This window comes from Fortiea contorta PCC 7126 (assembly GCF_000332295.1).
Lineage (GTDB): Bacteria > Cyanobacteriota > Cyanobacteriia > Cyanobacteriales > Nostocaceae > Fortiea > Fortiea contorta.
The window spans coordinates 4,467,678-4,488,868 of record NZ_KB235930.1 but is presented as its reverse complement, the minus strand read 5'-3'; the positions used below and the strand labels follow the sequence as shown (position 1 = coordinate 4,488,868).

Here is a 21,191-nt window from a genome sequence, read left to right as displayed (position 1 = left end):
TTCTAACGTAGAACCTATAGGAGAGACTTGAGGCAAATAAGATGAGCATCAATAAGATACAAAATTATCGGTTTGTCTGCACCCTGACCTTTGGTGATATCTACGGTCAAATCATTGTTTGGTTAATTACAGTTACCGTTAGTTTAGCTTCTGCTTTAGCCCTGATGGGTGCGAGAAGACCAGTTTACGCTTTAGCCACCGTGGGTCTTGTTGTTGTATTATCAATACCTTTCCTACTGTTTGCGTTTGTTACCACATTGTTAAATCATATTGAATTGACTGCTATAGAACCAGGAACAAAAACAGAACCCATACCGGGTAATGTTTCACAGCAGCAGCCTGTACAAGCAACCAGTTGAGACTTGTGATTTGTCGCAGAAATTTTTTTCCTAGGTGGTAGAGAAGCGCGACGAAAAGCAATTTCGCATCTCTACAGGGTTTTGATCACAAACTAACCAAGAAGTATTGCATCCCTGTACAGAGCAGGGATTTTTTTATGAAATTTAACATCAGTTGCGGCGAGGCACTGAATCGAGAATCTCATCTCTACAATAAATACTACAGTAGCTGTTTGCAGTCGGGGATTTATGCTTGAACATGATGTTATTATTGTCGGTGGTGGATTGGCTGGATGCCGTGCTGCTGTGGAAATTGCCCGCACTGACGCCAGTTTGAATATCGCTGTAGTGGCGAAAACCCACCCGATTCGTTCTCACTCCGTCGCCGCTCAAGGTGGAATGGCGGCGTCGCTGAAAAATGTCGATGCTGAAGACAGTTGGGAAGCACATGCGTTCGATACTGTCAAGGGGTCTGATTATTTAGCTGACCAAGATGCTGTAGCGATTCTCACCCAAGAAGCGCCAGATGTGGTGATTGACCTGGAACACATGGGGGTGTTATTTTCCCGCTTAAGCGATGGTCGCATTGCTCAAAGAGCTTTTGGTGGACACTCCCACAACCGCACCTGTTACGCGGCTGATAAAACAGGTCATGCGATTTTGCATGAATTGGTGAGTAATCTCAAAAGATATGGTGTGCATCTTTACCAAGAATGGTATGTGATGCGCTTGATTTTAGAGGAAGGACAGGCGAAAGGTTTAGTTATGTTTAGCCTGTTGGATGGGCATATTGAAGTGCTGCGAGCAAAGGCGGTGATGTTTGCCACTGGGGGGTATGGTCGCGTTTATAATACCACCTCCAATGATTATGCTTCCACTGGTGACGGTTTAGCAATGACAGCGATCGCCGGTTTACCCCTTGAAGATATGGAATTTGTCCAATTCCATCCCACTGGTTTATATCCCGTTGGTGTGCTGATTTCTGAAGCTGTGCGCGGGGAAGGAGCGTATTTAATCAATTCTCAGGGCGATCGCTTTATGGCGAACTACGCACCTAGCCGCATGGAACTAGCCCCCCGCGATATTACTTCCAGAGCGATCGCTTATGAAATTCGCGCTCTTCGTGGTATCCACCCCGATGGTAGCGCAGGCGGCCCCTTTGTCTATCTGGATTTGCGCCACATGGGCAAAGAAAAAATTATGAGTCGCGTTCCCTTTTGTTGGGAAGAAGCGCACCGCTTGGTAGGAGTGGACGCCGTGACTCAACCTATGCCCGTCCGTCCTACCATCCATTATTGCATGGGTGGTATCCCAGTAAACACAGATGGACAAGTCCGCAGTAGTGGTGATGGCTTAGTTGATGGCTTCTTTGCGGCTGGTGAAACAGCTTGCGTCTCTGTACATGGAGCAAATCGTCTCGGTAGTAATTCGCTATTAGAATGTGTAGTTTATGGCAAACGTACTGGAGCAGCGATCGCCCAATATGTGCAAAACCGCAAACTACCTGACGTGAATGAGCAACGCCATATCACCGAAGCTCAACAACAAATCCAAACCTTATTAGAACAACCAGGAACAATCCGCATCAATCAAGTGCGTCAAGCTTTTCAAGATTGTATGACCGAATATTGCGGCGTTTTCCGCACTTCAGAATTAATGAGTGAAGGACTCCAGAAACTAGAACAAATACAACAACAATATCCCCAAATTTATTTAGATGATAAAGGAAGTTGTTGGAATACAGAACTAGTTGAAGCCTTAGAATTGCGGAGTTTAATGGTAGTAGGACAGACAATTTTAGCCTCAGCCTTAAATCGTCAAGAAAGTCGTGGCGCCCACTTCCGCGAAGATTATCCCCAGCGTGATGATGGTAAATTTCTCAAACATACAATGGCTTATTATTCACCAGCGGGAATCGAAATTCAGTATCGCCCAGTTGTGATTAATATGTTTGAACCCAAAGAACGGAAGTATTAATTAAAGTTGCAGGATGATATGCGAGAGACTACACAAATATCTTCTACGGAAACAGCCATGTCTTCCCTCAAAGCCAATTCCCAAACACTATATAACACTGACTACTTGGAATGGATAGAAACAACTTTAGAAAAATTGCAAAGTCAGGACTACACCAATGTGGACTGGGAAAATTTAATCGCAGAAATTGCCGATATGGGAAGGAGTGAACGCCGCAGTCTCAAAAGTAATCTCATCATCATCATAGTGCATTTGCTCAAATGGCAATTTCAACCTGATAACAGAAGCGGTAGCTGGGAAGCTAGCATAATTGAACATCGTAGACGTGTTCAAGAAGCTCTACACGATTCGCCTAGTCTTCAACCATATCTGGAAAATATATTTGCTGAGTGTTATGCCCAAGCAGTTAAGCAAGCAAAAGCTGAAACTAGTTTACCTATAGAATCATTTCCGGTGGAGTCTCCATATGTACTTTCAGCAGTAATCAATGATGAATTTTTACCAGCGTAGTTAACAGACTATTATTCTCTTGACGGCGATCGCTCACAAAAGCAACTTTCAAACCTAATCCCTAATCCCTAATCGCTGTTCCCTGCTATAAATCTAAAATTGCTTGACGGCGATCGCTAACTAATGTAATATTTATCTCACATATGAAGGGGAGTAGCTGCTGGCAAAAAATCCAAAAGCCAGTGCATCTGAATCAACATACTGGCAATTAGCCTGGTTCAGATGGCAAATAATTAGCATTTGATTAATGTTTGAAAGCGAGACCTTCACTAAGTCCACACCAAAAGAGTGCGGAGCTTGGTGAAGTCTGTTGGCTCTCATTAAAGCTCCACACACGTAGAAAATCCTACAGGAGCTTGAGAGAGTGTTAACGGCATTTACTGCAGGTTTGTTATTAATCACAGTTTCCGAATTAGGCGATAAAACCTTTTTCATCGCCGTGATTTTGGCGATGCGTCACTCACGGCGGTTGGTATTCCTGGGCGTGACAGCCGCATTAGCCGCGATGACGATTTTGTCGGTGATATTTGGACAACTGGTTTCTTTCTTGCCAAAAGTGTATATTCACTACGCAGAAATAGTTTTGTTTATCGCCTTTGGTATCAAGCTGTTGTATGACGCCAGTAAAATGTCGCCTAGAGCTTGTGACACAGAAGTTGTAGACGAAGCCAAAGCAGCGGTAGAAGCAGCAGATTCACATCTCCCAAAACGAAAAAACTCCTGGACAATTTTCATCGAAGCCTTTGTTTTAACATTTATGGCAGAGTGGGGCGATCGCACACAAATAGCCACCATCGCCCTAGCGGCTGGTAACAATCCCGTCGGTGTCACCATCGGCGCCATTTTTGGACACATGATCTGTGCAGCGATCGCTGTCATTGGTGGCAAAATGATCGCTGGGCGCATCTCTGAACGTCAACTCACCTTCATTGGCGGCTGTCTATTTCTCATCTTTGGCATTTTCGCCGCCATTGCAGGAGCATGAGTAGGGGCGGGGTTTTCCCGCCCAGGAATCTATGTCATCTTCATTAAACCTCTTGCAAAAGTACCTTTTCTGCTCTCTGTTCCCTGTTAAGGGTTCCCTGTTCCCAACTTCTGCAAGAAGTCTATTGTTGAGGTTTGCTTTGGGCTGACGGTGTAGCCGATGCAGAAGGAGTGGGACTAGGCGAAGCATTAGCAGTCTTTTGAATTTCGTCTTTATACTGGGCTGGCGCCAAAGCCGACGCCCGATCAAACAAAGATTTGGCTTCTGTAGCCTTACCCTGTTGCTTTAGGAGCATAGCCTTAGCCAAAACCGGGCGAAAATCTTGAGCATCCTTGTTCATCGCCTGATCGTAAGCAGAGAGGGCTTGGGGATAATTCTTTTGAGCAGCATGGACAGTACCCAACAAAACTTGTACAGCGATCGCATCCACACTTCCTGGCTGACTAGCGTTGATCTGGCTCGCACTAGACAAAGTATCCTGTAGCAACCCAATCGCCGCTTCTGGACGTTGCTGATCTAACAGCAGCCCCACCATCCCCTGCAAAGCCTTTAAATCACCCCGGTTCCTGGTTAACACATTGCGATAAGCTTGGGCTGCACCTTCCTTATCCCCAATCTGCTGCTTTGCTTGCGCCAACAACACAGCATATTCCGTCTGTTCTGGATTTAGCTTGGCTAATTTTTCTAAAGGCTCAATTACTCCTTGAATATCACCTTGTTTTTGGCTTAACAATTGTAGCCGTGCTTGTAACAAACCCTTGAGAGCAGTTTGATTTTCTGGCTCTCTCTGCAAAACTAGTTCATAACCTCGCACTTCGTCCTGCAATTTTGATTTTTGATCAGCAGCAGGCGAAGCACCTTGATTGCTAGTGGCGCTCTGGGTTGGGGGTTGGGTATCATTAAATGCAGCTATGATGGGAACCACTGACACCCCTACAAAAGCGAGAACTGCCACCACCAATATGACCTGAACTATCCAGCGATTGCGTGGTTGAGACACAAAACTTTCCTTATCCTGAACTCTAATGAGATTATCATTTACACAAATTAGAAACCGAAAATTTCCAAAACCGTGCGGAATACGGTCAATTGTCTGTGAATTTTATAACAAATAACAATCCACGCTGCTAAAGTAAGTGATGACTTTAGGAGGAGCCGTCAGAATTGTAGCTATGATATGCTTCCGAAACTAGCGTAAAGACGTTAAATTACACATTTAGTGTCCAAATGCAAATTTTTGCGTCTTGAGGATCTTATAGAGTGCTTTCAAGTGGTGAAAATGATTGTAAATATACTTTCATTAGCCGCACAAACGCTCTTTCAGTCTGCCTTTGTAACATCCCACAATGGGATTTGTCTCCGCCGCAAGGAGTTTTTATGAATTCCGACCTGATGCCGTCACCTGAATCTTCCAATTCTCCCGCCTCTAACCAGGGCCCAACTAACAGCAAAACTGAAGTAGTTGCTAATGTTAGCACACCAGCGGCTCCCACTCTTAAACTTGAGAGTCCAGCCGCTGACTCCAGTGATACCACCGCCAATGGCAACTTAGCCAATCGCCAGCAACCGATTCCACCCCCCAGCGAACCGATGCAATATCGAGCCATCGGTCTAGTTAGAGGACGTTATCGCGCCAGCGACGAACAATTTACACAAGGTGTGCTGCTCACTACAGATGGTGTAGAACTAAATGCCGTCCTCCTAGGTCGGATTATGAGTTTAGTCAAAAATCACCTAGACCTAGAGCAAGACCATCTGTGGGTCGTTTATCCGCGCACAAGACAAGAAAACGACACCTTGCATATCCAAATCGTCGGAGTTTGGGAGCCAGAAAACTTGGCTAAACATCTCATGGACGAAGAGGAAGAAGATTCGGATTCATCAGCATCTGAACCATCTGATGACAGTATATCTACGAATCTTGACGAAGCAATCACTACAAAGCCATCAACGGAAATTCCCGATGGTGGTTTTTCCGTCCGTGGCGAAGTGGTTTATCAGTCTTTTGATGCGAAAAGTTTGGTTGTCAAAATTAAACAAGCGCCGCGCAAACCCACTGACAAACCCAAATACTTTAAATTAAAACTTAGGGGTGTACTGACCACCAAAGCAGTAGGGAAGTTTTGGGACTTCCAAGTCAAGCGAGAAGCTGATGTATTAGTTTTAGAAAATGCTGAAGCGATCGCTGATTTACCCAAAAAACGCAAACCACCATTCAGGGGCGGCCCGCGTGGCGGTGGCGCTGGTGGCGGTGGTAGTAGAAAGCCATTCCCGCCCAGACGCAGTGGCGAAACCCCGCGCCCCATCAAGAAAACAGCAGGCGACCCCTCTGTGATCTCAAAACCCATACCAAAAGCGCCTATTCCCGCGCCTAAGCCGGTTAAGCGACCTAAACCAACTCAAGAATAGGCAAGAGGGGCTAGGGAAGAGGGGCTAGGGGCTAGGGAAGAGGGGCTAGGAAATAGGGGCAAGTGTGGGAGAATGCAAAAGATGGGAAGCATCAATTCTTTTTCTCCCCCCATCTCCCCACCCCCCCATCTCCCCACCTCCCCACCTCCCCACCTCCCCACATTACAAATTCGTCCACCGATCTTGAGGTAAAAAAGCTCGCTCCATCGGAATTGGGGAAACTGGTTCTGTCAGCGTAAACTCGCCGGCTGTAATCCATTGCTTCAACTCTAAGGCGACTTGTCGGGAAAAAAACATACTGGCTAGAGGTGCTACCCGCACTGCTTTTCCCTCAATGGTGATGCGTCCAGATTTGAGTTGGGCGTAACTGACTAAGCCGAAGGTAGGACGAACCCGCCGAGGAATGGCAAAGTCTACCACAGGCGCGACTAAATCTTGATCTTGTACAGCAGCGCGTGCAACAACCTCTTCATTTAACACTGGTAAAGGAACGCCCACACCCAGCATCAACGAAGGGCCATAGCTTTTAAAGTAACAACCCCTTACCCAACGAGCATCCATCTGCTTGGCATCACCAATTAACGCTAAAGTGGCTGCCGGGCCTATGGGGGTATGATTAGCTAGACGCTTTTGTAAGGGGAAGTGTTGAGTTCCTTCCCAAGCGACATAGCCAATACCACCGCCTAAAAAAATTCTTGTGCCAATACCAATCAGTTGTAAATCAGGATCGTTGAATAGAGGTGAAATTCCACCGGGGTTGGAGTAAACTGCATTCCCCAAGCGGGGTTGTAGAGGACCCAGGTAAGTAAAAAGTGGGCGATCGCCGCCATTTACTCCCACGATAAAATTTTGGTAAAGATTTCGGGGATTAAATAAATAAAACTGATTGATGGTTTCACGAGTAATTGTAGTTTCAAAGGATGCCCGTGGATAACAATCTGTGATTTGTCCTTGTGCTCGCACTTGTACGGGTTTACCAGCAATTAAATCTTCAATGACATGGCCACCACCCCGTTCGCGGGCTTCTTCCCCATCCATGACCTCAATAGCACAGCTAGCACCTAAGTATAAATCAACTGCACCAAAGCCAGAGTATGCGGGAACTCCATCTAACCAGCAACGGCGAATTTTGATTGGTGGATCGGTATGTCCAAGATTAATCACCGCACCGCTCGATTCCATCGGCTCAAAAGTACCTGTGGTGATCACATCGACTTGTTGAGCTGTTTTGCTGACACCAATTTCTTTAACTTGCGCTTTTAATTCTTCAACTGTCAACACCACCGCACACTTGCGGTTGATTTTCTCATTAATTTCCGAGATTGTTCGCACTTCACCCTTTACCCTTCATACTTCATACTTCTGGTTTCATCCTTCACCCTTCACCCTTCATACTTCACCCTTCACCCTTCATCCTTCATACTTCATACTTCATCTTTGATCCGCTGTGCAAAAACTGGTTTTGCCCAATTCCCGCCTATGAGGTCGTGTAGCAAAATGTAAAAACAAGGGATGATAAACAAAGTTAACATTGTGGCGATCGCCATCCCGAAAAATACGACAATTCCCAGAGGTTGCAAAAACTCTGAACCTTCACCAATACCCAAGGCTAAGGGAAATAGTCCCAAAATAGTTGTGGCTGTGGTCATTAAAATGGGACGCAGGCGCTGGGGTGCGGCTTTAGCGATCGCTATTTGGCGTGTACAACCTTCTTCTTCTCGAATTTGGTTCGCTAGTTCTACCATCAAAATCCCGGCGTTGACGACAATCCCCACCAGCAGCACCACGCCTACAATCACGGTGGCGCCAATCGCTGTTTGGGTGATGAAAAGTCCAAAAATTCCCCCGGCTAATGCTAACGGGACGGTGAACATAGTCACTAATGGGTCAATCAAGGAATTGTATTGCACCGCCATCACCACAAAAATTAAGAACGTGGCGAGGGCGCCCAAGATTTTTAAAGCGTTTTGTAGTTGTTGATTGGTTTGTTGAGCAGAGCTAGGCAAAATAGTTACATCTTTAGGTAACTCCATACCCTTGACAATTTCTTGTACTTCTGATATCGCATTTCCTAAACTTGCGCCCTCGCTAAGATTTCCGGCGATCACGAAAACTTGACGCTGGTTAATGCGCTGTACTTCGCCTGGTGCTTGACCTTCGGCAATTTTGGCAACATTGGCGAGGCGGATGAGTTGGTTATTGTCGGTAAATAGGGGTAATCCTTCCAATTGGGAGGGACGCTGGATGGCTGCTTGATTTAGCTGTACTCGGACATCCACTAGGCGATTCCCGCGTTGAATTTGGGTAGGAACGGAACCTTCAATCGCCGTTTGAATGGTTGCGCCAATTGTTTGTGCGGTCAACCCTAAAGCCGAAACTCTTTCCCAATCAGGACGAATTTGGATTTCTGGTTGTTGGGGGTCAGCATCGGGACGAAATCTCGCTAGTTGAGCTTTTTCTGTCAATGCTTGTAAAACATCAGCCCCTGTTTGGCGTAAAACTTGCTCGTTGTCACCTTGGAGAATTACATCAATTTCTGATCCTTGGGCTGGGGTATTACTTAAAATTAAACCGCGCACCTGACCAGGACTCAGACGCAGGAGAATTCCCGCTAAATTCAGTTTGTTAAATTGCTGCGTGACTTTTTTTACATAATTATCAACATCTGTGCCCGGTTTGAGATTCACGGTGCTGCTGGCTCGTAGAGGATTTTCTGTGGTGTTGCTACCAAACAACACCCCACCTACTGTAGTGAAAGTATACTCAGTTTCCGGTTGTTTGAGCAAAATGTCATCGACAATTTGCATGACTTTTTCGGAGGTGGCTAGGGGTGTACCGGCAGGAAACTGCGCTCTTAAGGTGGCTTGTCCGGTGTTAATTCGGGGTAAGATTTCTTGGGGAATTTGTCCAACCATCCACAAACTGCTACCGCCTAAAATGATTAAGGCGGTCGGGACTACCAAAAGTCGATAGCGTAAAACCTGAGTTAAAAAGTTACCGTATCCCCGCGTCGCATCGGCAAAACGATGATTAAATTGTTTCAGTAGCCAAAATTCGTTAATTCGGCTAGACCAGCGAATGGCTAACAGTCGAGAAGAGAGCATCGGCACGACTGTAATGGCGACGATGAGGGAGGCTGCAACTGCAAAGCTGATGGTGAGAATTAGTTCATTGAATAGTAGAGCAATAAAACCACCAATTAAAAGAAACGGGGCGACAGAAACTAAGTTGGCGGCGGTTGCGGCGACTAAAGCTGATTCTACTTCTTGAGAAGAGGCGATCGCATTTTCTATAAAAAACTTCTCATCAGAAACTGGCGTGGGTTTTTTCCTCGCCCTCTGTGTTGCAGAGACTTTCTCTTTTTGACCAGGAATTTTCCCGGCTTTCTCGGCAATATTTTCTAAAATCACTACTGAGGTATCAATCGCTTGACCAATTCCCAAGGTCAAACCAGCCAAACTGAAGACATTCAAGGTTAAGCCGAATATCTTCATCAAAGCGATCGCTGCTAAAGTACACAAAGGAATCGCTAGACTGATAATAAAAGTTTGTCTGAGTGACCCCAAAAATAACAATACCGCAGCGGCGGCTAACAATGCCCCAGAAACTGCGGAAAAAATCACATCATTTAGAGAATTGCGGATGAAACGAGATTCATCAGTGGTAGCGGTTAAAGTCATATCCGCTGGAATTAACCCCGATTGTTGTAATTGTGCAATCCGTTTTTTGACTGCATCGACTACAGCGATCGTGTTAGCATCAGGCTGCTTTTGGATGGAAACTTTCACAGCAGGCTGACGGTTGAGATAAACGAATAACCTCTGGTCTTCTGTACCGTCAATAACTTCAGCAAAGTCTCGTAAATAGACTCGGTTTTCTGTTCCTGTGGAGGAGACTTTAAAGGAAAGATTCTCAATTTCTTGAGGCTTTTGGAACCGTCCCACAGTCCGGGTCAATGGTTCGGCATTTTGTCCTAAAATTCTACCACCAGAAATGTCTTGGTTCCTGGCTGTGAGTTGATCCAAGACATCATTTAATCCTACCCCCAAGGCTTGCAAGCGGTTTAAGTCAACCAGCACCCTGACTTCTTCTTCAGCACCACCAGAAACATCAACCGCCGCAACTCCCGGAACTACGCCGAGTTCCCGGCCTAAATCTTCATCTGCAAACACCCGCAAATCCTTACCTGGAAGGGAGGGTGATGTCAGCGCTAATTCATAAATCGGTAATTGGGAAGGATCGAATTTAAATAACCGTGGTTCTTCGATGGTATCTGGTAGTCGCCCTCGACCTCGGTTAAAAGCAGCAGTTGCATCATTCAGGGCTTGGTCGATATCGCCCCCTGGTTGAAAGAATAAATCAAGGCTAACTTGTCCCTCACGGGTACGGGAAAAAACTTGCACCACATTTTCGGTCGCGGATAAAGCTTCTTCCAAGGGTTTAGTGATTTCATCTACTGCTACTTCCGGAGAAATACCCGGCGCTGTTAGCCGCACACCAATTCGAGGGTAGGTAATTGCTGGGAGGAGATCAACTTGAATATTTGTCAAAAAGAATACTCCGACAACAATCACTGCGATGGTGAGCATGAGTGTACCGATGTGTTGGCGAATAGCGATCGCACTAATACTCAACCCACCACTATTTTTTCCTGGCTCCATGATCTTCGCCTGGCTCCAATTACAAGTACAGAAAAATTGTTGGTTTGGGGAGAGGGACTAGGGATTAGGGATTGGTATTTGATTGTCTCTCCCTCTACTTTGTCTACTGTCCCTTGGATGTTCCTGCTTCTGAGAGAATTGAGAGTCGAACAGCGGCGCCGTCTTTTAAGGGTTTACCACTACGTACCACATAGCGATCGCCCGGTTGTAACCCAGATAAAATCTCGACTTTCCCGTCAGCTTTTTTCCCCAAGGTAACGGCGCGGGTTGTGACTTTGGTCTGTTCTCCTGTCTCTCTCACCAAAAAGACCGTAGCTGTCCGGTCTTGGGAATTTGACTTGTTTCGGTCAAATAACGCTCTAGGCTGGGCTGTGTCGCTATTTTTTCGGCTATCAGCGCGTTCTTGAATAGCTGTCTGTGGTATGACAATCCGCTGTTGTGTCTGGCTGGTGAAATTAACTCGTGTCAGCAGTCCGCTGCTAATTTTGGTTTCGCTGTTGGGAATGACTACCTCGATGGGGATTAAGCGGGCTGTGGCGTCGGCGATGGGAGAAATTCGTGTCACTCTCCCAATTAATGTTTGATCGGGGAAAGCGTCTAAGCTCACTTGTACCGACTGTCCCACTTGGATATTTGCTAGCTCTAATTCGGAAACTTGGACTACGACTTTGACACGGCTAAAGTCGGCGATTTTGATGACTTCGCTACCTGCTTGGAGGAGGTTTCCTGGTTCTGTTACCTTCTCGGTGACGACGCCTGTAATGGGAGAAATCAGCCGAGCGTAGGATCTGCGTTCTTTGGCTTGGGCGACTACTGCTTGCTGCGCTAAAACTCTACCTTGGGCCGCAGCTACGGCTTGCTGTTCTGTGCTGACTTTTTCTGTCGCCGCGCGCAGAATTTGTGTGGCTGTTTTGACTTTGGTGCGTGCTTGTTCGGCTGCTTGTTCAGCGATCGCTCCTTGTCTAAATAGCGTTTGTTGTCGCTGGGAATCTGCTTGAGCTTGCACTACTTCTAGGCGTCTTTGTTCTAATTCTGCTAAGGCGTTACTCACCACAGTTTTGGCTTTGGTGACTTCCGATGTCCGCGCTGCTAGTTCTGCTTCTGCTTGTCTGAGTGCTGTTAACAACAGAGCATCATCTAACTGTCCCACAACTTGCCCTTTGGTGACGCTATCTCCTACGTCTAGATTCAGCGCGAGCAACCGCCCTTCCACCTGCGATCGCACGGAGACGGTGCGGAAGGGGGTGGTGGTACCGACATACTCTGGTTGTACTTGCAATGATTCTACTTTGGCGATCGCTACATCCACCGGTATTGCTTGATTAGCGCCTTCTGCACCCCCTGGTCTGCGGGATTGGGCCTCAGCCGATTCTTTCGGTAGCGACCCACAACTGGTTGTTAGCAGTCCAATACCTAATAAGCAGGTAATTAAGGAAATGGGCGAATTTGCTGTAAAATGACAGCAATTACTCTTATTTTCTTTTTTTATCAATTGATTGTGCACCATTGATTCTAAATGGGCATTAACTACTTGGCTTGGCGCTACAGTAGCTCGCTGTTTTTTGTCTGTTTGCGCCACTTTGCCGACCAATGTCATTTATCTGGCTCCTAATAGGGAAGTTTCTGGAGTCGAACCGCCGTGTATCACTCAACAATTTCGTTAGCTATGGCTAAGGGAAAATGTGAGAATGTGTCAGATGTCTTTGTGGACAGTGCTTGTATTAAAGACTACTTTTTTTCCTGAGTTCAAGCCTCATTCCTCTATAGGTGAGGTAATTTCATACTTCATACTTCATACTTCATACTTCAGCCTTTAGCTGACGCTACCTACAGATAGCAAAACAATTCTGTATTACTTAAAGTTAGTATTAAGTTTTTATAAATACTTTCTCGTAATTTTCAGCTTTTTTCAAGTAGGGATTTCTACATCTGCCATGGGAATAGGTTTTGACTACTCTCGCTTCTAGGCTAGGCAGTATTAAATTACATTACTTATTTTTACATAGTCTTCGTATTGTAGCAAAACTACTGTGAATCTTCGGTCATAAATGAATGTGTGAAGTTTTTAAAACAAAGCTTGCAATTAAAACACATATAATATAGACATTCACCATTAGGCGAGGAAAATCGAGCGTGACATTACCCTTAAAACCTGCAACCACCGCCACCGAGTCGGAAATTTCTGAGTTTTTCCAAAATTCAGTTGGTAAATGGCTATCAGAACGACGCTATTACACTCTCGCTTCAGGAGAAACGCAAGAAATGGTGAGTATCATCACCATCAGGTTTTTAGAACAGGGATGCGATGAGTTGCAAAAGCTAGCCCAAATGCACAATTTAGACAATTCAGCTAAATTGACATGTGGTGCACAAGTGACTTGGCAAAGCCAGGATTCCGTCACAGGCGCAAAGCAGTCAAAAGGTGCTACCTTATTTGGCGCCTTAGGAACCATTTTGTACCGCGATCGCGGTTTTGCCACAACCAAACCAGTCACCGCCGTCTTTCACTTTCCCAATCCCCAAACTTTGTGTCTGCGAACTGAGTATAATCACTCAGTATTTGAAGAAGAATTAAAGCTAATTGGCACAAAATACCGCACCCGCCAATCCATCATCTCTCGTGCTGGTGAGCACTTAATGATTGGTCAGTACTTAGAAAAGCGGGTAGAAGGATGAATTATGAAGTATGAAGTATGAAGTATGAAGTATGAAGTCTCAAGAGTATAGACGCTTCCTCGGGTTGCTGGAGGCTTGGATGAAATTACTTTACCCATAGAGCGAAAAAGGGTCATTCTTCCGATTTCCTTCTTCCCCTCGTCCCCTCGTCCCCTTCTACAACTTCGGCAAAATTTCCGCCAGTAACTGACTAGGAACTTTAGATAAAGCCAAGTTTTGACCTTGAATGCCTAATTCCTGGTGGAAAGCGCGAATGGTTTTCACTACACAAGCGAAGGTTGTTTGATAAGCTTCTGGTTGTTTGTTTAATCCATTCAAAGCTTGTAAATGATTTTCTAATGCTGCTTCTAGATGTTGGGAACGAGTTGTTTTATCATGATGAAAATAACTATCTGTAGCTAGTTGATAGTAGGCTAAACCTAAGTTATTGTGAGCAGCTACTAAATCAAAATTTAGAGAAACTCCATCTAGTGACTGAGCCAAAGCGAGAGTTTCTTCATAAGCAGAGATGCATAATTGCAAATATTTGTGTTGTGTTTCTTTATCAGTTTGGGATAAACTTACTAAATGCCAGTAAGCAGTACCAAGATTATTTTGTGTCGCAGCGCAAGCAATGGGGGCGTGGGCAGCGGTACGATATTTCAGAGCTTCGTTGAAAACATCTATCGCTAGCTGGAGATTTTCTGCTGGTTGTTCATATTGGGCAAGATTCCAATAAGCGGTGCCTATATTATTTTGAATCATGCCATATTTGAGTGGTTCTTGGTCGGCGCTATAGTAAGTAAGTGCTAAATTATAAGCTGCGATCGCTTTCTTTAAATGCACCACTGGTTGATTATATAATCCTAAATGCCAGTAAGCAGTACCCAAGTTATTTTGGCAAGCAGCATATTTTAATGGCTCCATTTCCGCAGTCCGATAATTGAGCGCCTCTTTGTAAGCAATAATCGCCAGTTGCCAATTTTCTGCTGGATTCGCAAACCGTGCTAAATCACTGTAAGCTGTCCCCAAGTTATTTTGCACACGAGCATAGGTGTCTGGATGCGTCTGCGGTGAAATTAATTTCAAAGCTAACTGATAAAATTCAATTCCCTGTTCTATATAATTTTTTCCTTCTTCTGAATTGGGTGGAGTGCGATAGAGCATCCAATAAAGTGTGCCCAAATCATTGAGAATATCTGGAACATTAGGAGAGTTTTCGTCATATGTAATTGACTCTTGATAAGCAATAATCGCCACCATCAGATTTTCTAAGGTGGACTGTCCATGTTCAATCCGCAGGCGATAAATATTGCCTAAACGCTGATAAGAGAATGCTAATATTTCCCCAGATGCTTGTTGTGAATGTAATTCTTCAATCTCCCACAAAATTTGTTGTGGATGTAAATCATCTTCCTCATCTTCAGTGGTCTTGGCGTTAATAGTTGCTAATACTAGTTCTATTAATTCTGGATTGATATGAGACAAAGATTGCAGTGATGGTGTATCGTCTTGACTCGATTTAATTAAGGATTCTTGCGGTTGTACGCCAATTTTCAATAATTCTAATTTTGTAGGTGATATATCCTTGGGTTTCCGTCCCCGATGCACTGGCGTCTCTGCTTGCAAATCAAAATCATCGCCAAATTTCAATTCATTTTTAGCTGCGTTCAGTTCTGCTTGGTTGATTGATTCTTCTAAAATCGACGGTTCTAAATTCCCCAAATCCAAACTTTTATCAGTAGAAAAACGTTCCGGATAGCCAGAATTATTTGCTGTTGGTGTCGGTTCCCCAGCAAACAAAAATACACCAGTGCGACAGTGCCAAAATTTTGGTGCTGATTGCTGAATAGCTGATAACCAAGGACGCGGCACCCACAACAGTAAACTAGATTCTAAAAATTTACCAGCTTCTGGAGTAGATAAATACTGCTCACTTAAACGCAGATGATGCAAAAATAAGCGTTGTATCGCCACAGGTTGCTTAGTTAGCTGCTCCACACCCACAATCTGAAATACAGGTGTGGGTAAAGGTCGTCCCGGTGAATCTTTCGCAGCACCCACTATTGGCGGTGGATAACTCCCTAGCCACTGATTGACCTGCTCTATAGGATTAGGGTCACTCAAATTTAACCGCAAAGTTACTAATTGCGGATAAGCTGGCGTGCTAATTTGGTGAGCATTTGCTGGCTGATATAAGACTTGCCCAACAGGATAAGCCAAGGTAGAGTGCAGCCTAGCTGCTACTTGATTTCTCAGGTGCAAATCGTCGCAAACAGCTAAAAAAAGTTGCCTGCGTAAACCTAGACTTAATGCCAGCTTCAATCGGTTGTATACTTGCCGATTCCAAGAAAAGTTGTCGGTATGTGGAGTATCATTCACACTCATAGTGGCTACAGAGCCAAAACATAGTTTACATCCCCTAGAGGGGCTAATTCAATTAGGCGAAAAATCTAGCTACGACTATGATTTTCGGGTGAATGTTGTTAGGCTCAGGATAAATTTAGACCAGAAAACCGCGATTTAAAAGTGTTTAATTATACTTATAGCCATCGCCATTGTAACAAAAAAATAAAAAACCAGGCTCCTACTAAGGTTGGGAATTGGGAACCTGACAAGCTGTAAAAATTAAATTTTGTCAACTTAGTTTGTGATTAACTGAGATGGGAAACAGAGAAGGCGACAAAAATCAAAACGCCAACTAAAACTGTAGCGCCGATTCCCAAGATAAAATAGCTTTTCTTTTGCCCTGCATCCAGGGGTTCTGCCTCATAAATCTTTGGTTCACGAGCAAAGTTATTCAGACGACCGCCTTCTTCTGTGGTGTAGGGCATGAGTAAATTCCTTGTAATTATCGTTTATTTAATGTTACATAAACGTTAAGTTAAGCTCTCGCAGTTAGAGATAAAACGTTACATAAAAGAATGAAGGATGAAGGGTGAAGTATGAAGTATGAAGGCGGGAATAAAGAGAAAGCTTTTACCAATAACAAAGAACAAATGACCGATAGCATTTCCGTTGGTGATGTAATCGGGTATCATTTGAGGCCTAAATCTGAAAATACTCGGCGCAACAGCGCAATTTAGTGATAGCTGATTATGGTAGTTGTAGCAATTTTGGCAGCGGGACGCGGTACAAGGATGAAATCAAGCTTGCCTAAAGTCTTGCATTGTTTGGGTGGGCGATCGCTAGTAGAGAGAGTGATCAAAAGTGTAGAACCTCTTGTACCCTCAAGGCAATTGGTAATTGTGGGCTATCAGTCCCAAGAAGTGAAAGCAGCTATGCAGTCAATTCCCAGTTTAGAATTTGTTGAACAAGCTGTGCAACTAGGAACAGGTCATGCTATCCAACAATTACTGCCCCATCTTCAAGGTTACACCGGGGATTTGCTGATCCTCAACGGCGATTTACCATTGATTCGGACTCAAACCCTGCAACAGCTTCTGCAAACTCATCAAGAAAATCAAAATGCTGTGACTATTCTGACAGCACACCTTGATGACCCCAAGGGCTACGGGCGGGTTTTTTGTAGTGGTGACAACCTTGTCCAACAAATCGTTGAAGATAAAGATTGTACCGCTGCACAAAGACAAAATTGCCGGATTAATGCTGGGGTTTATTGCTTTCGCTGGCCTTCTTTGGCTGAGGTATTGCCCAATTTACAAGCGAATAATGCCCAAAAAGAATACTACCTCACTGATGCGGTGACTCAAGTAGGAAAAGTGATGGCGGTGGATGTAGATGATTACCAAGAAATTGTTGGAATTAACGATCGCCTACAATTAGCCACAGCTACGGCAATTTTACAAACAAGGATTAAAGAAAAGTGGATGATGGCGGGTGTCACTCTCATCGATCCCGGTAGTATTACTATTGATGATACCGTAGAAATACAGCCAGATGTGGTGATTGAACCCCAAACTCACCTACGCGGTCATACTGTCATTGAAACCGGCTGTCGCCTCGGCCCTGGCAGCTTGATTGAGAATAGTCAATTGGGAGAAAATGTCACAGTACACTATTCTGTGGTTACAGACAGCATTGTGCAAGCAGAAACTAGAATCGGCCCCTATGCTCACTTACGTGGACATGTGCAAGTGGGTAACGGTTGTCGTATCGGTAATTTCGTAGAGTTAAAAAATACGCAATTAGGCGATCGCTCCAATGTCGCTCACCTATCATATTTGGGTGATACCACCGCCGGCTCTCAAGTTAATATCGGCGCTGGGACAATCACAGCTAATTATGATGGTGTAAAAAAACACCAAACAAAAATTGGCGATCGCACTAAAACAGGTTCCAACAGTGTTTTAGTCGCGCCCCTCACCTTAGGAGATGACGTCTACGTAGCTGCGGGTTCCACCGTCACAGAAGATGTTCCCGATGATTCCCTCGTAATTGCCCGTAGTCGTCAGGTAGTAAAACAAGGTTGGCGACGCAAGGAGACTGGCGGTTAGGTCGCCGTGTGGGGAGTGTGGGGAGTGTGGGGAGTGTGGGGAGATGGGGAGATGGGGAGATGGGGAGTGTGGGGAGAAAAAGAATTGAAGAACTTAGGACTTACGCTTGCTATCTTCTCCTTCCTCCCACACCTCCCACACCTCCCACACCTCCCACACCTCCCACACCTCCCCCTCCTCCCACACCTCCCACACCTCCCACACCTCCCCCTCCTCCCACACCTCCCACACCTCCCCCTCCTCCCACACCTCCCACACCTCCCCCTCCTCCCACCCTTCCCCCGCCTCCCCTGCTCTCTTAGTCGGTGTGCGAAGATTTTTCCTTTAGATTTGTAAAGTTTTTCTCAAGTATGTATTCTTTTATCCTGACGAAATAATTTAATACAGTAAAAATTCTTGTAAGTAAAAATTACACTACTCCTTCGGAATACCTATTGCGAGAGCGAAAAGGGTTTCAAAGTAGCACACTTTGTAATTAAGGAAAAGTCTAGTTATCTGTATGAAAAACAACCAAGTGTTTCGTGTCAATAGTCCTCAAGTGGTTTGTGAAGCGATTGATGGAGAAGTGGTGATTGTCCATCTGGAAAAAGGTTACTACTACAGCCTATTAAAAACTGGAGTAGACGTTTGGAGTAGAATTGAAAGCCGGACTAACTATAGCAGCATAATTCGAGAAATAACGCAAGTATATGATGGTAGTGCCGAGGAAATTGCTACCGCTATTGATGAGTTTTTAGAAAATTTGCAGCGAGAAGAATTGATTATCGCTGATTCAACTACGGAATCTGTAAACACAGTCAACAACACCCAAGAAATTGCGGAAATAACCAACAAGCCACGCTTTGAGAAACCCAAGTTAGAAAAGTTCACTGACATGGAAGATTTACTTCTGCTCGATCCAATTCATGAAGTCGATGTAGAAGCCGGATGGCCCAGCGCGAAAATAGCCTAAGTGACGATGAGCGATCGCATTCCCTTTGTTGGTAGCTATAAACTGACCCAAACCCAGAAACTATTACTCCAAGCAACACTTTTACAGGGACAAGCAGCACTGACTGCATGGGAACAATGGGAGTCCTCGGTTGATATCGAAGTTCTAGACCCCCAATCCTATGCGCTACTGCCGCAAGTTTACCAAAATTTGTTGGCTCATGGTGTCGAAGATGCTCACATGGCAAGGCTTAAGGGCATCTATCGGCGCAATTGGTATGCCAATCAACTGCGGCTCAAACAACTAAAAATACTGTTATCCCATTTAAAGGATGCAGGAATTGAGGTGATTTTGCTTGGTGATGCTGCTCTGTGCTGTTTGGTAGATCAAACTTATCGTCCGATTTCTCACTTGCATCTTTTAGTGCGCTCTGCTGAATTAGAGAGGGCAATTCAACAATTAACTTCTCTAAATTGGCAAGTTGCTACCGCGACAACCTACCAATTCATCCACTTACAGGACGAGCAGAAAAACTCACTTTATTTACAAGGGCGTCTTTTCTGGGCAATTCCCCAAGACTATATTGATGAACAGGTTTGGCAGTATGCAATTCCCAACGGGAGTAACTTAGCTGGCTACATACTCAACCCAACAGACCAACTTTTAGATGTATGCACCAGGACATTTATTAAAAGTCGATCGCCTGAAATTTCTGGGATAGCCGATGCGCTAATGCTGATTCAACAGGCGGGCGATGATCTTGACTGGATCAGGCTGATCACCCAAGCACAGCGATATCAAATGATTTTGCCAGTGAGGAACATGCTGCTCCTGTTGCAGCAGGTGTTGCAGCTGGCGATACCAAATTGGGTGATACCTGCGTTGTTGCAAATGCCCATCGCGCAAACGGAACGGCTGAATTATCAGGTGTTAGCTGGAGAGCAGCGGTCTTTTGTGCTCATGCTATTCGCCTACAGCATTCGGCCGCTCTATCATCTCAAGAACAGACTCTTGGGGCTAATATATGGCCCCTTCCCTGGCAAACAGATATTAAAGCATCTTTTGCTGTCTAAAAAATCAACATTTAAATAAGTGAGTGAATGCAACCTAATCTCGCCTTACCTCCACAGTCCAATCCCAATTTGTCGCCGGAAGAAAGCGATAGCGAAGCGCTGCTGCTTTCAGCAGATCGCCTGGCTTACTTTCACCTTGTTTATCAAGGTTTTCAGCGGGCAGCGCAGGCCGCAGGTACAGTCGATTATTTCTATATAATTGGTGGCTATACCCTTTGTCTGCGCTTTGCAGGTCTGGGTCTTATTCCCCAGATTACACCTGCTTTGTCCCATTTAGCGACACAACCAACGGCAAACCCTGACTTGACCATTTGCCTTTGGGATAACGCCTCTACTGGCGCGCGATTACCGCTCCTGATTGGTAGCCTGCTCGAACTGATTCAACTACACTGGACAGATCATCTCGGACCCCGTAAGGAAATTAAAGCCTACGATGGCGATCGCATTCGCACGAATTTTCACATTGGCCCAAACATCCTCAGTGTGCTTGATCGTCAGCAGAATCTCGCCTGTTACTGGATAGAAGATGCCCAAAATATTCCTTACTGGGAAAAGGGTTCACCACTCCAGACCATTTTGAACTGGTGGACAAGCGATCGTCACCATCAATATGTTCATGCAGGAGCAGTGGGAACCCCCAATGGCGGCGTTTTGCTGGCGGGGAAAGGGGGATCGGGCAAATCCTCCACAGCCCTGGCTTGCATTGATAGTCCACTCGTCTATGCAAGTGATGATTATTGTTTAGTTTCTACAGATCCCAGCCCTTATGTTTACAGTCTGTATAACACTGCCAAACTTAAAGGGCAAGCAGATTTAGAGCGATTTCCCAACTTGGCTGGGCTGGTGAATAATCTTGATCGCTTGGGGCTAGAAAAAGCCATGCTGTTTCTGCATCAGCATCATCCCGAAAAGATTGTGCGCGGCTTTCCGATTAAAGCCGTATTGATTCCGCAAGTGACCGGGAAACCAGATACTCATTTGCGTCCAACGACTGCAGGTATGGCGTTAAAAGCGCTAGCACCCAGCACAATTTTTCAATTAGCAGGTAGTGGGCAAACAGCTTTTCAGTTAATGTCGAGTTTAGTGAAACAAGTCCCCTGCTATGTCCTGGAACTGGGAACAGATATGGCTCAAATTCCTGATGTGATTTTGCAATTACTTTCTGAAATCTAAAGGTTGAAAGAAAACATAAAAT

The 21,191-nt window shown here is 45.1% G+C and carries 18 protein-coding genes; 10 read left to right on the top strand and 8 right to left on the bottom strand.

The window, feature by feature from the left end:
- Positions 1-41: 41 nt before the first annotated feature.
- From MIC7126_RS0120835 to MIC7126_RS0120820, 4 genes are all read left to right on the top strand, one after another.
- Positions 42-359: a hypothetical protein gene (locus MIC7126_RS0120835; RefSeq protein ID WP_017655092.1), complete on the top strand. Its 318-nt coding sequence runs from the start codon at positions 42-44 to the stop codon at positions 357-359.
- A 228-nt stretch (positions 360-587) separates the two neighbouring features.
- On the top strand, positions 588-2,315 hold the full coding sequence (locus tag MIC7126_RS0120830; protein ID WP_017655091.1) for a succinate dehydrogenase/fumarate reductase flavoprotein subunit: 1,728 nt from the start codon (positions 588-590) through the stop codon (positions 2,313-2,315).
- 18 nt (positions 2,316-2,333) lie between these two features.
- Positions 2,334-2,825 (top strand): DUF29 domain-containing protein, encoded by a 492-nt coding sequence (locus tag MIC7126_RS0120825; RefSeq protein WP_017655090.1) that lies wholly within the window; start codon positions 2,334-2,336, stop codon positions 2,823-2,825.
- A 364-nt stretch (positions 2,826-3,189) separates the two neighbouring features.
- Positions 3,190-3,810, top strand: a complete 621-nt coding sequence (locus MIC7126_RS0120820; RefSeq protein ID WP_017655089.1) for a TMEM165/GDT1 family protein — start codon at positions 3,190-3,192, stop codon at positions 3,808-3,810.
- Positions 3,811-3,931: 121 nt separating this feature from the next.
- Here MIC7126_RS0120820 and MIC7126_RS0120815 read toward each other — a convergent pair whose 3' ends face one another.
- Positions 3,932-4,810, bottom strand: a complete 879-nt coding sequence (locus MIC7126_RS0120815; protein ID WP_017655088.1) for a tetratricopeptide repeat protein — start codon at positions 4,808-4,810, stop codon at positions 3,932-3,934.
- Positions 4,811-5,187: 377 nt separating this feature from the next.
- Here MIC7126_RS0120815 and MIC7126_RS0120810 point away from each other — a divergent pair, with 377 nt between their 5' ends.
- On the top strand, positions 5,188-6,219 hold the full coding sequence (locus tag MIC7126_RS0120810; RefSeq protein WP_017655087.1) for a hypothetical protein: 1,032 nt from the start codon (positions 5,188-5,190) through the stop codon (positions 6,217-6,219).
- Here the strand turns inward: MIC7126_RS0120810 and MIC7126_RS31375 are convergent.
- The 4 genes from MIC7126_RS31375 to MIC7126_RS0120795 form a co-directional block, all read right to left on the bottom strand.
- A complete protein-coding gene (locus MIC7126_RS31375; RefSeq protein ID WP_154655939.1) occupies positions 6,210-6,380 on the bottom strand; it encodes a hypothetical protein in 171 nt (56 codons plus the stop codon). The two genes, MIC7126_RS0120810 and MIC7126_RS31375, sit on opposite strands and share 10 nt — an antisense overlap.
- Before the next feature lies 1 nt (position 6,381).
- Complete coding sequence (locus tag MIC7126_RS0120805; protein WP_017655086.1) at positions 6,382-7,551, bottom strand: homocysteine biosynthesis protein; 1,170 nt, start codon at positions 7,549-7,551, stop codon at positions 6,382-6,384.
- 92 nt (positions 7,552-7,643) lie between these two features.
- Positions 7,644-10,880 carry an efflux RND transporter permease subunit gene (locus MIC7126_RS0120800; RefSeq protein ID WP_017655085.1) on the bottom strand — a complete coding sequence of 1,079 codons (3,237 nt, stop codon included), beginning with the start codon at positions 10,878-10,880 and terminating at the stop codon, positions 7,644-7,646.
- Positions 10,881-10,983: 103 nt separating this feature from the next.
- Positions 10,984-12,477 (bottom strand): efflux RND transporter periplasmic adaptor subunit, encoded by a 1,494-nt coding sequence (locus MIC7126_RS0120795; protein WP_017655084.1) that lies wholly within the window; start codon positions 12,475-12,477, stop codon positions 10,984-10,986.
- 536 nt (positions 12,478-13,013) lie between these two features.
- On the opposite strand from MIC7126_RS0120795, the gene MIC7126_RS0120790 reads away from it, so the two are divergent.
- Positions 13,014-13,556 carry a phycobiliprotein lyase gene (locus MIC7126_RS0120790; RefSeq protein WP_017655083.1) on the top strand — a complete coding sequence of 181 codons (543 nt, stop codon included), beginning with the start codon at positions 13,014-13,016 and terminating at the stop codon, positions 13,554-13,556.
- A 156-nt stretch (positions 13,557-13,712) separates the two neighbouring features.
- Here MIC7126_RS0120790 and MIC7126_RS0120785 read toward each other — a convergent pair whose 3' ends face one another.
- Both MIC7126_RS0120785 and psb34 read right to left on the bottom strand, forming a co-directional pair.
- On the bottom strand, positions 13,713-15,923 hold the full coding sequence (locus tag MIC7126_RS0120785) for a tetratricopeptide repeat protein (protein WP_017655082.1): 2,211 nt from the start codon (positions 15,921-15,923) through the stop codon (positions 13,713-13,715).
- A 266-nt stretch (positions 15,924-16,189) separates the two neighbouring features.
- Entirely contained in the window at positions 16,190-16,369 is a 180-nt protein-coding gene (gene psb34, locus MIC7126_RS0120780; protein WP_017655081.1) for a photosystem II assembly protein Psb34, read from the bottom strand.
- A gap of 264 nt (positions 16,370-16,633) precedes the next feature.
- Here psb34 and glmU point away from each other — a divergent pair, with 264 nt between their 5' ends.
- Complete coding sequence (gene glmU / locus MIC7126_RS0120770; protein WP_017655079.1) at positions 16,634-17,992, top strand: bifunctional UDP-N-acetylglucosamine diphosphorylase/glucosamine-1-phosphate N-acetyltransferase GlmU; 1,359 nt, start codon at positions 16,634-16,636, stop codon at positions 17,990-17,992.
- A 109-nt stretch (positions 17,993-18,101) separates the two neighbouring features.
- Here glmU and MIC7126_RS32045 read toward each other — a convergent pair whose 3' ends face one another.
- Complete coding sequence (locus tag MIC7126_RS32045; protein ID WP_238553661.1) at positions 18,102-18,266, bottom strand: hypothetical protein; 165 nt, start codon at positions 18,264-18,266, stop codon at positions 18,102-18,104.
- Between the two features lie 225 nt (positions 18,267-18,491).
- Here MIC7126_RS32045 and MIC7126_RS0120760 point away from each other — a divergent pair, with 225 nt between their 5' ends.
- The 3 genes from MIC7126_RS0120760 to MIC7126_RS0120750 are packed head-to-tail and all read left to right on the top strand — an operon-like array spanning position 18,492 to position 21,169.
- Positions 18,492-18,944, top strand: a complete 453-nt coding sequence (locus MIC7126_RS0120760) for a PqqD family protein (protein WP_017655077.1) — start codon at positions 18,492-18,494, stop codon at positions 18,942-18,944.
- Between the two features lie 6 nt (positions 18,945-18,950).
- Positions 18,951-20,015: a nucleotidyltransferase family protein gene (locus tag MIC7126_RS0120755; protein ID WP_017655076.1), complete on the top strand. Its 1,065-nt coding sequence runs from the start codon at positions 18,951-18,953 to the stop codon at positions 20,013-20,015.
- 8 nt (positions 20,016-20,023) lie between these two features.
- The gene (locus MIC7126_RS0120750; protein ID WP_017655075.1) at positions 20,024-21,169 is read left to right on the top strand and encodes a phosphoenolpyruvate carboxykinase (ATP); all 1,146 of its coding nucleotides are present in this window, start codon (positions 20,024-20,026) and stop codon (positions 21,167-21,169) included.
- Positions 21,170-21,191 lie beyond the last annotated feature (22 nt).

Excerpts from the sequence above, each read along its gene's own strand:
- psb34 (WP_017655081.1), bottom strand. The coding sequence starts at position 16,369 with ATGCCCTACACCACAGAAGAAGGCGGTCGTCTGAATAACTTTGCTCGT.
- MIC7126_RS0120795 (WP_017655084.1), bottom strand. The coding sequence starts at position 12,477 with ATGACATTGGTCGGCAAAGTGGCGCAAACAGACAAAAAACAGCGAGCT.
- MIC7126_RS0120825 (WP_017655090.1), top strand. The coding sequence starts at position 2,334 with ATGCGAGAGACTACACAAATATCTTCTACGGAAACAGCCATGTCTTCC.
- MIC7126_RS0120750 (WP_017655075.1), top strand. The coding sequence starts at position 20,024 with ATGCAACCTAATCTCGCCTTACCTCCACAGTCCAATCCCAATTTGTCG.
- MIC7126_RS0120810 (WP_017655087.1), top strand. The coding sequence starts at position 5,188 with ATGAATTCCGACCTGATGCCGTCACCTGAATCTTCCAATTCTCCCGCC.
- MIC7126_RS0120760 (WP_017655077.1), top strand. The coding sequence starts at position 18,492 with ATGAAAAACAACCAAGTGTTTCGTGTCAATAGTCCTCAAGTGGTTTGT.
- MIC7126_RS0120835 (WP_017655092.1), top strand. The coding sequence starts at position 42 with ATGAGCATCAATAAGATACAAAATTATCGGTTTGTCTGCACCCTGACC.
- MIC7126_RS0120755 (WP_017655076.1), top strand. The coding sequence starts at position 18,951 with ATGAGCGATCGCATTCCCTTTGTTGGTAGCTATAAACTGACCCAAACC.
- MIC7126_RS0120830 (WP_017655091.1), top strand. The coding sequence starts at position 588 with ATGCTTGAACATGATGTTATTATTGTCGGTGGTGGATTGGCTGGATGC.
- glmU (WP_017655079.1), top strand. The coding sequence starts at position 16,634 with ATGGTAGTTGTAGCAATTTTGGCAGCGGGACGCGGTACAAGGATGAAA.
- MIC7126_RS0120800 (WP_017655085.1), bottom strand. The coding sequence starts at position 10,880 with ATGGAGCCAGGAAAAAATAGTGGTGGGTTGAGTATTAGTGCGATCGCT.
- MIC7126_RS0120785 (WP_017655082.1), bottom strand. The coding sequence starts at position 15,923 with ATGAGTGTGAATGATACTCCACATACCGACAACTTTTCTTGGAATCGG.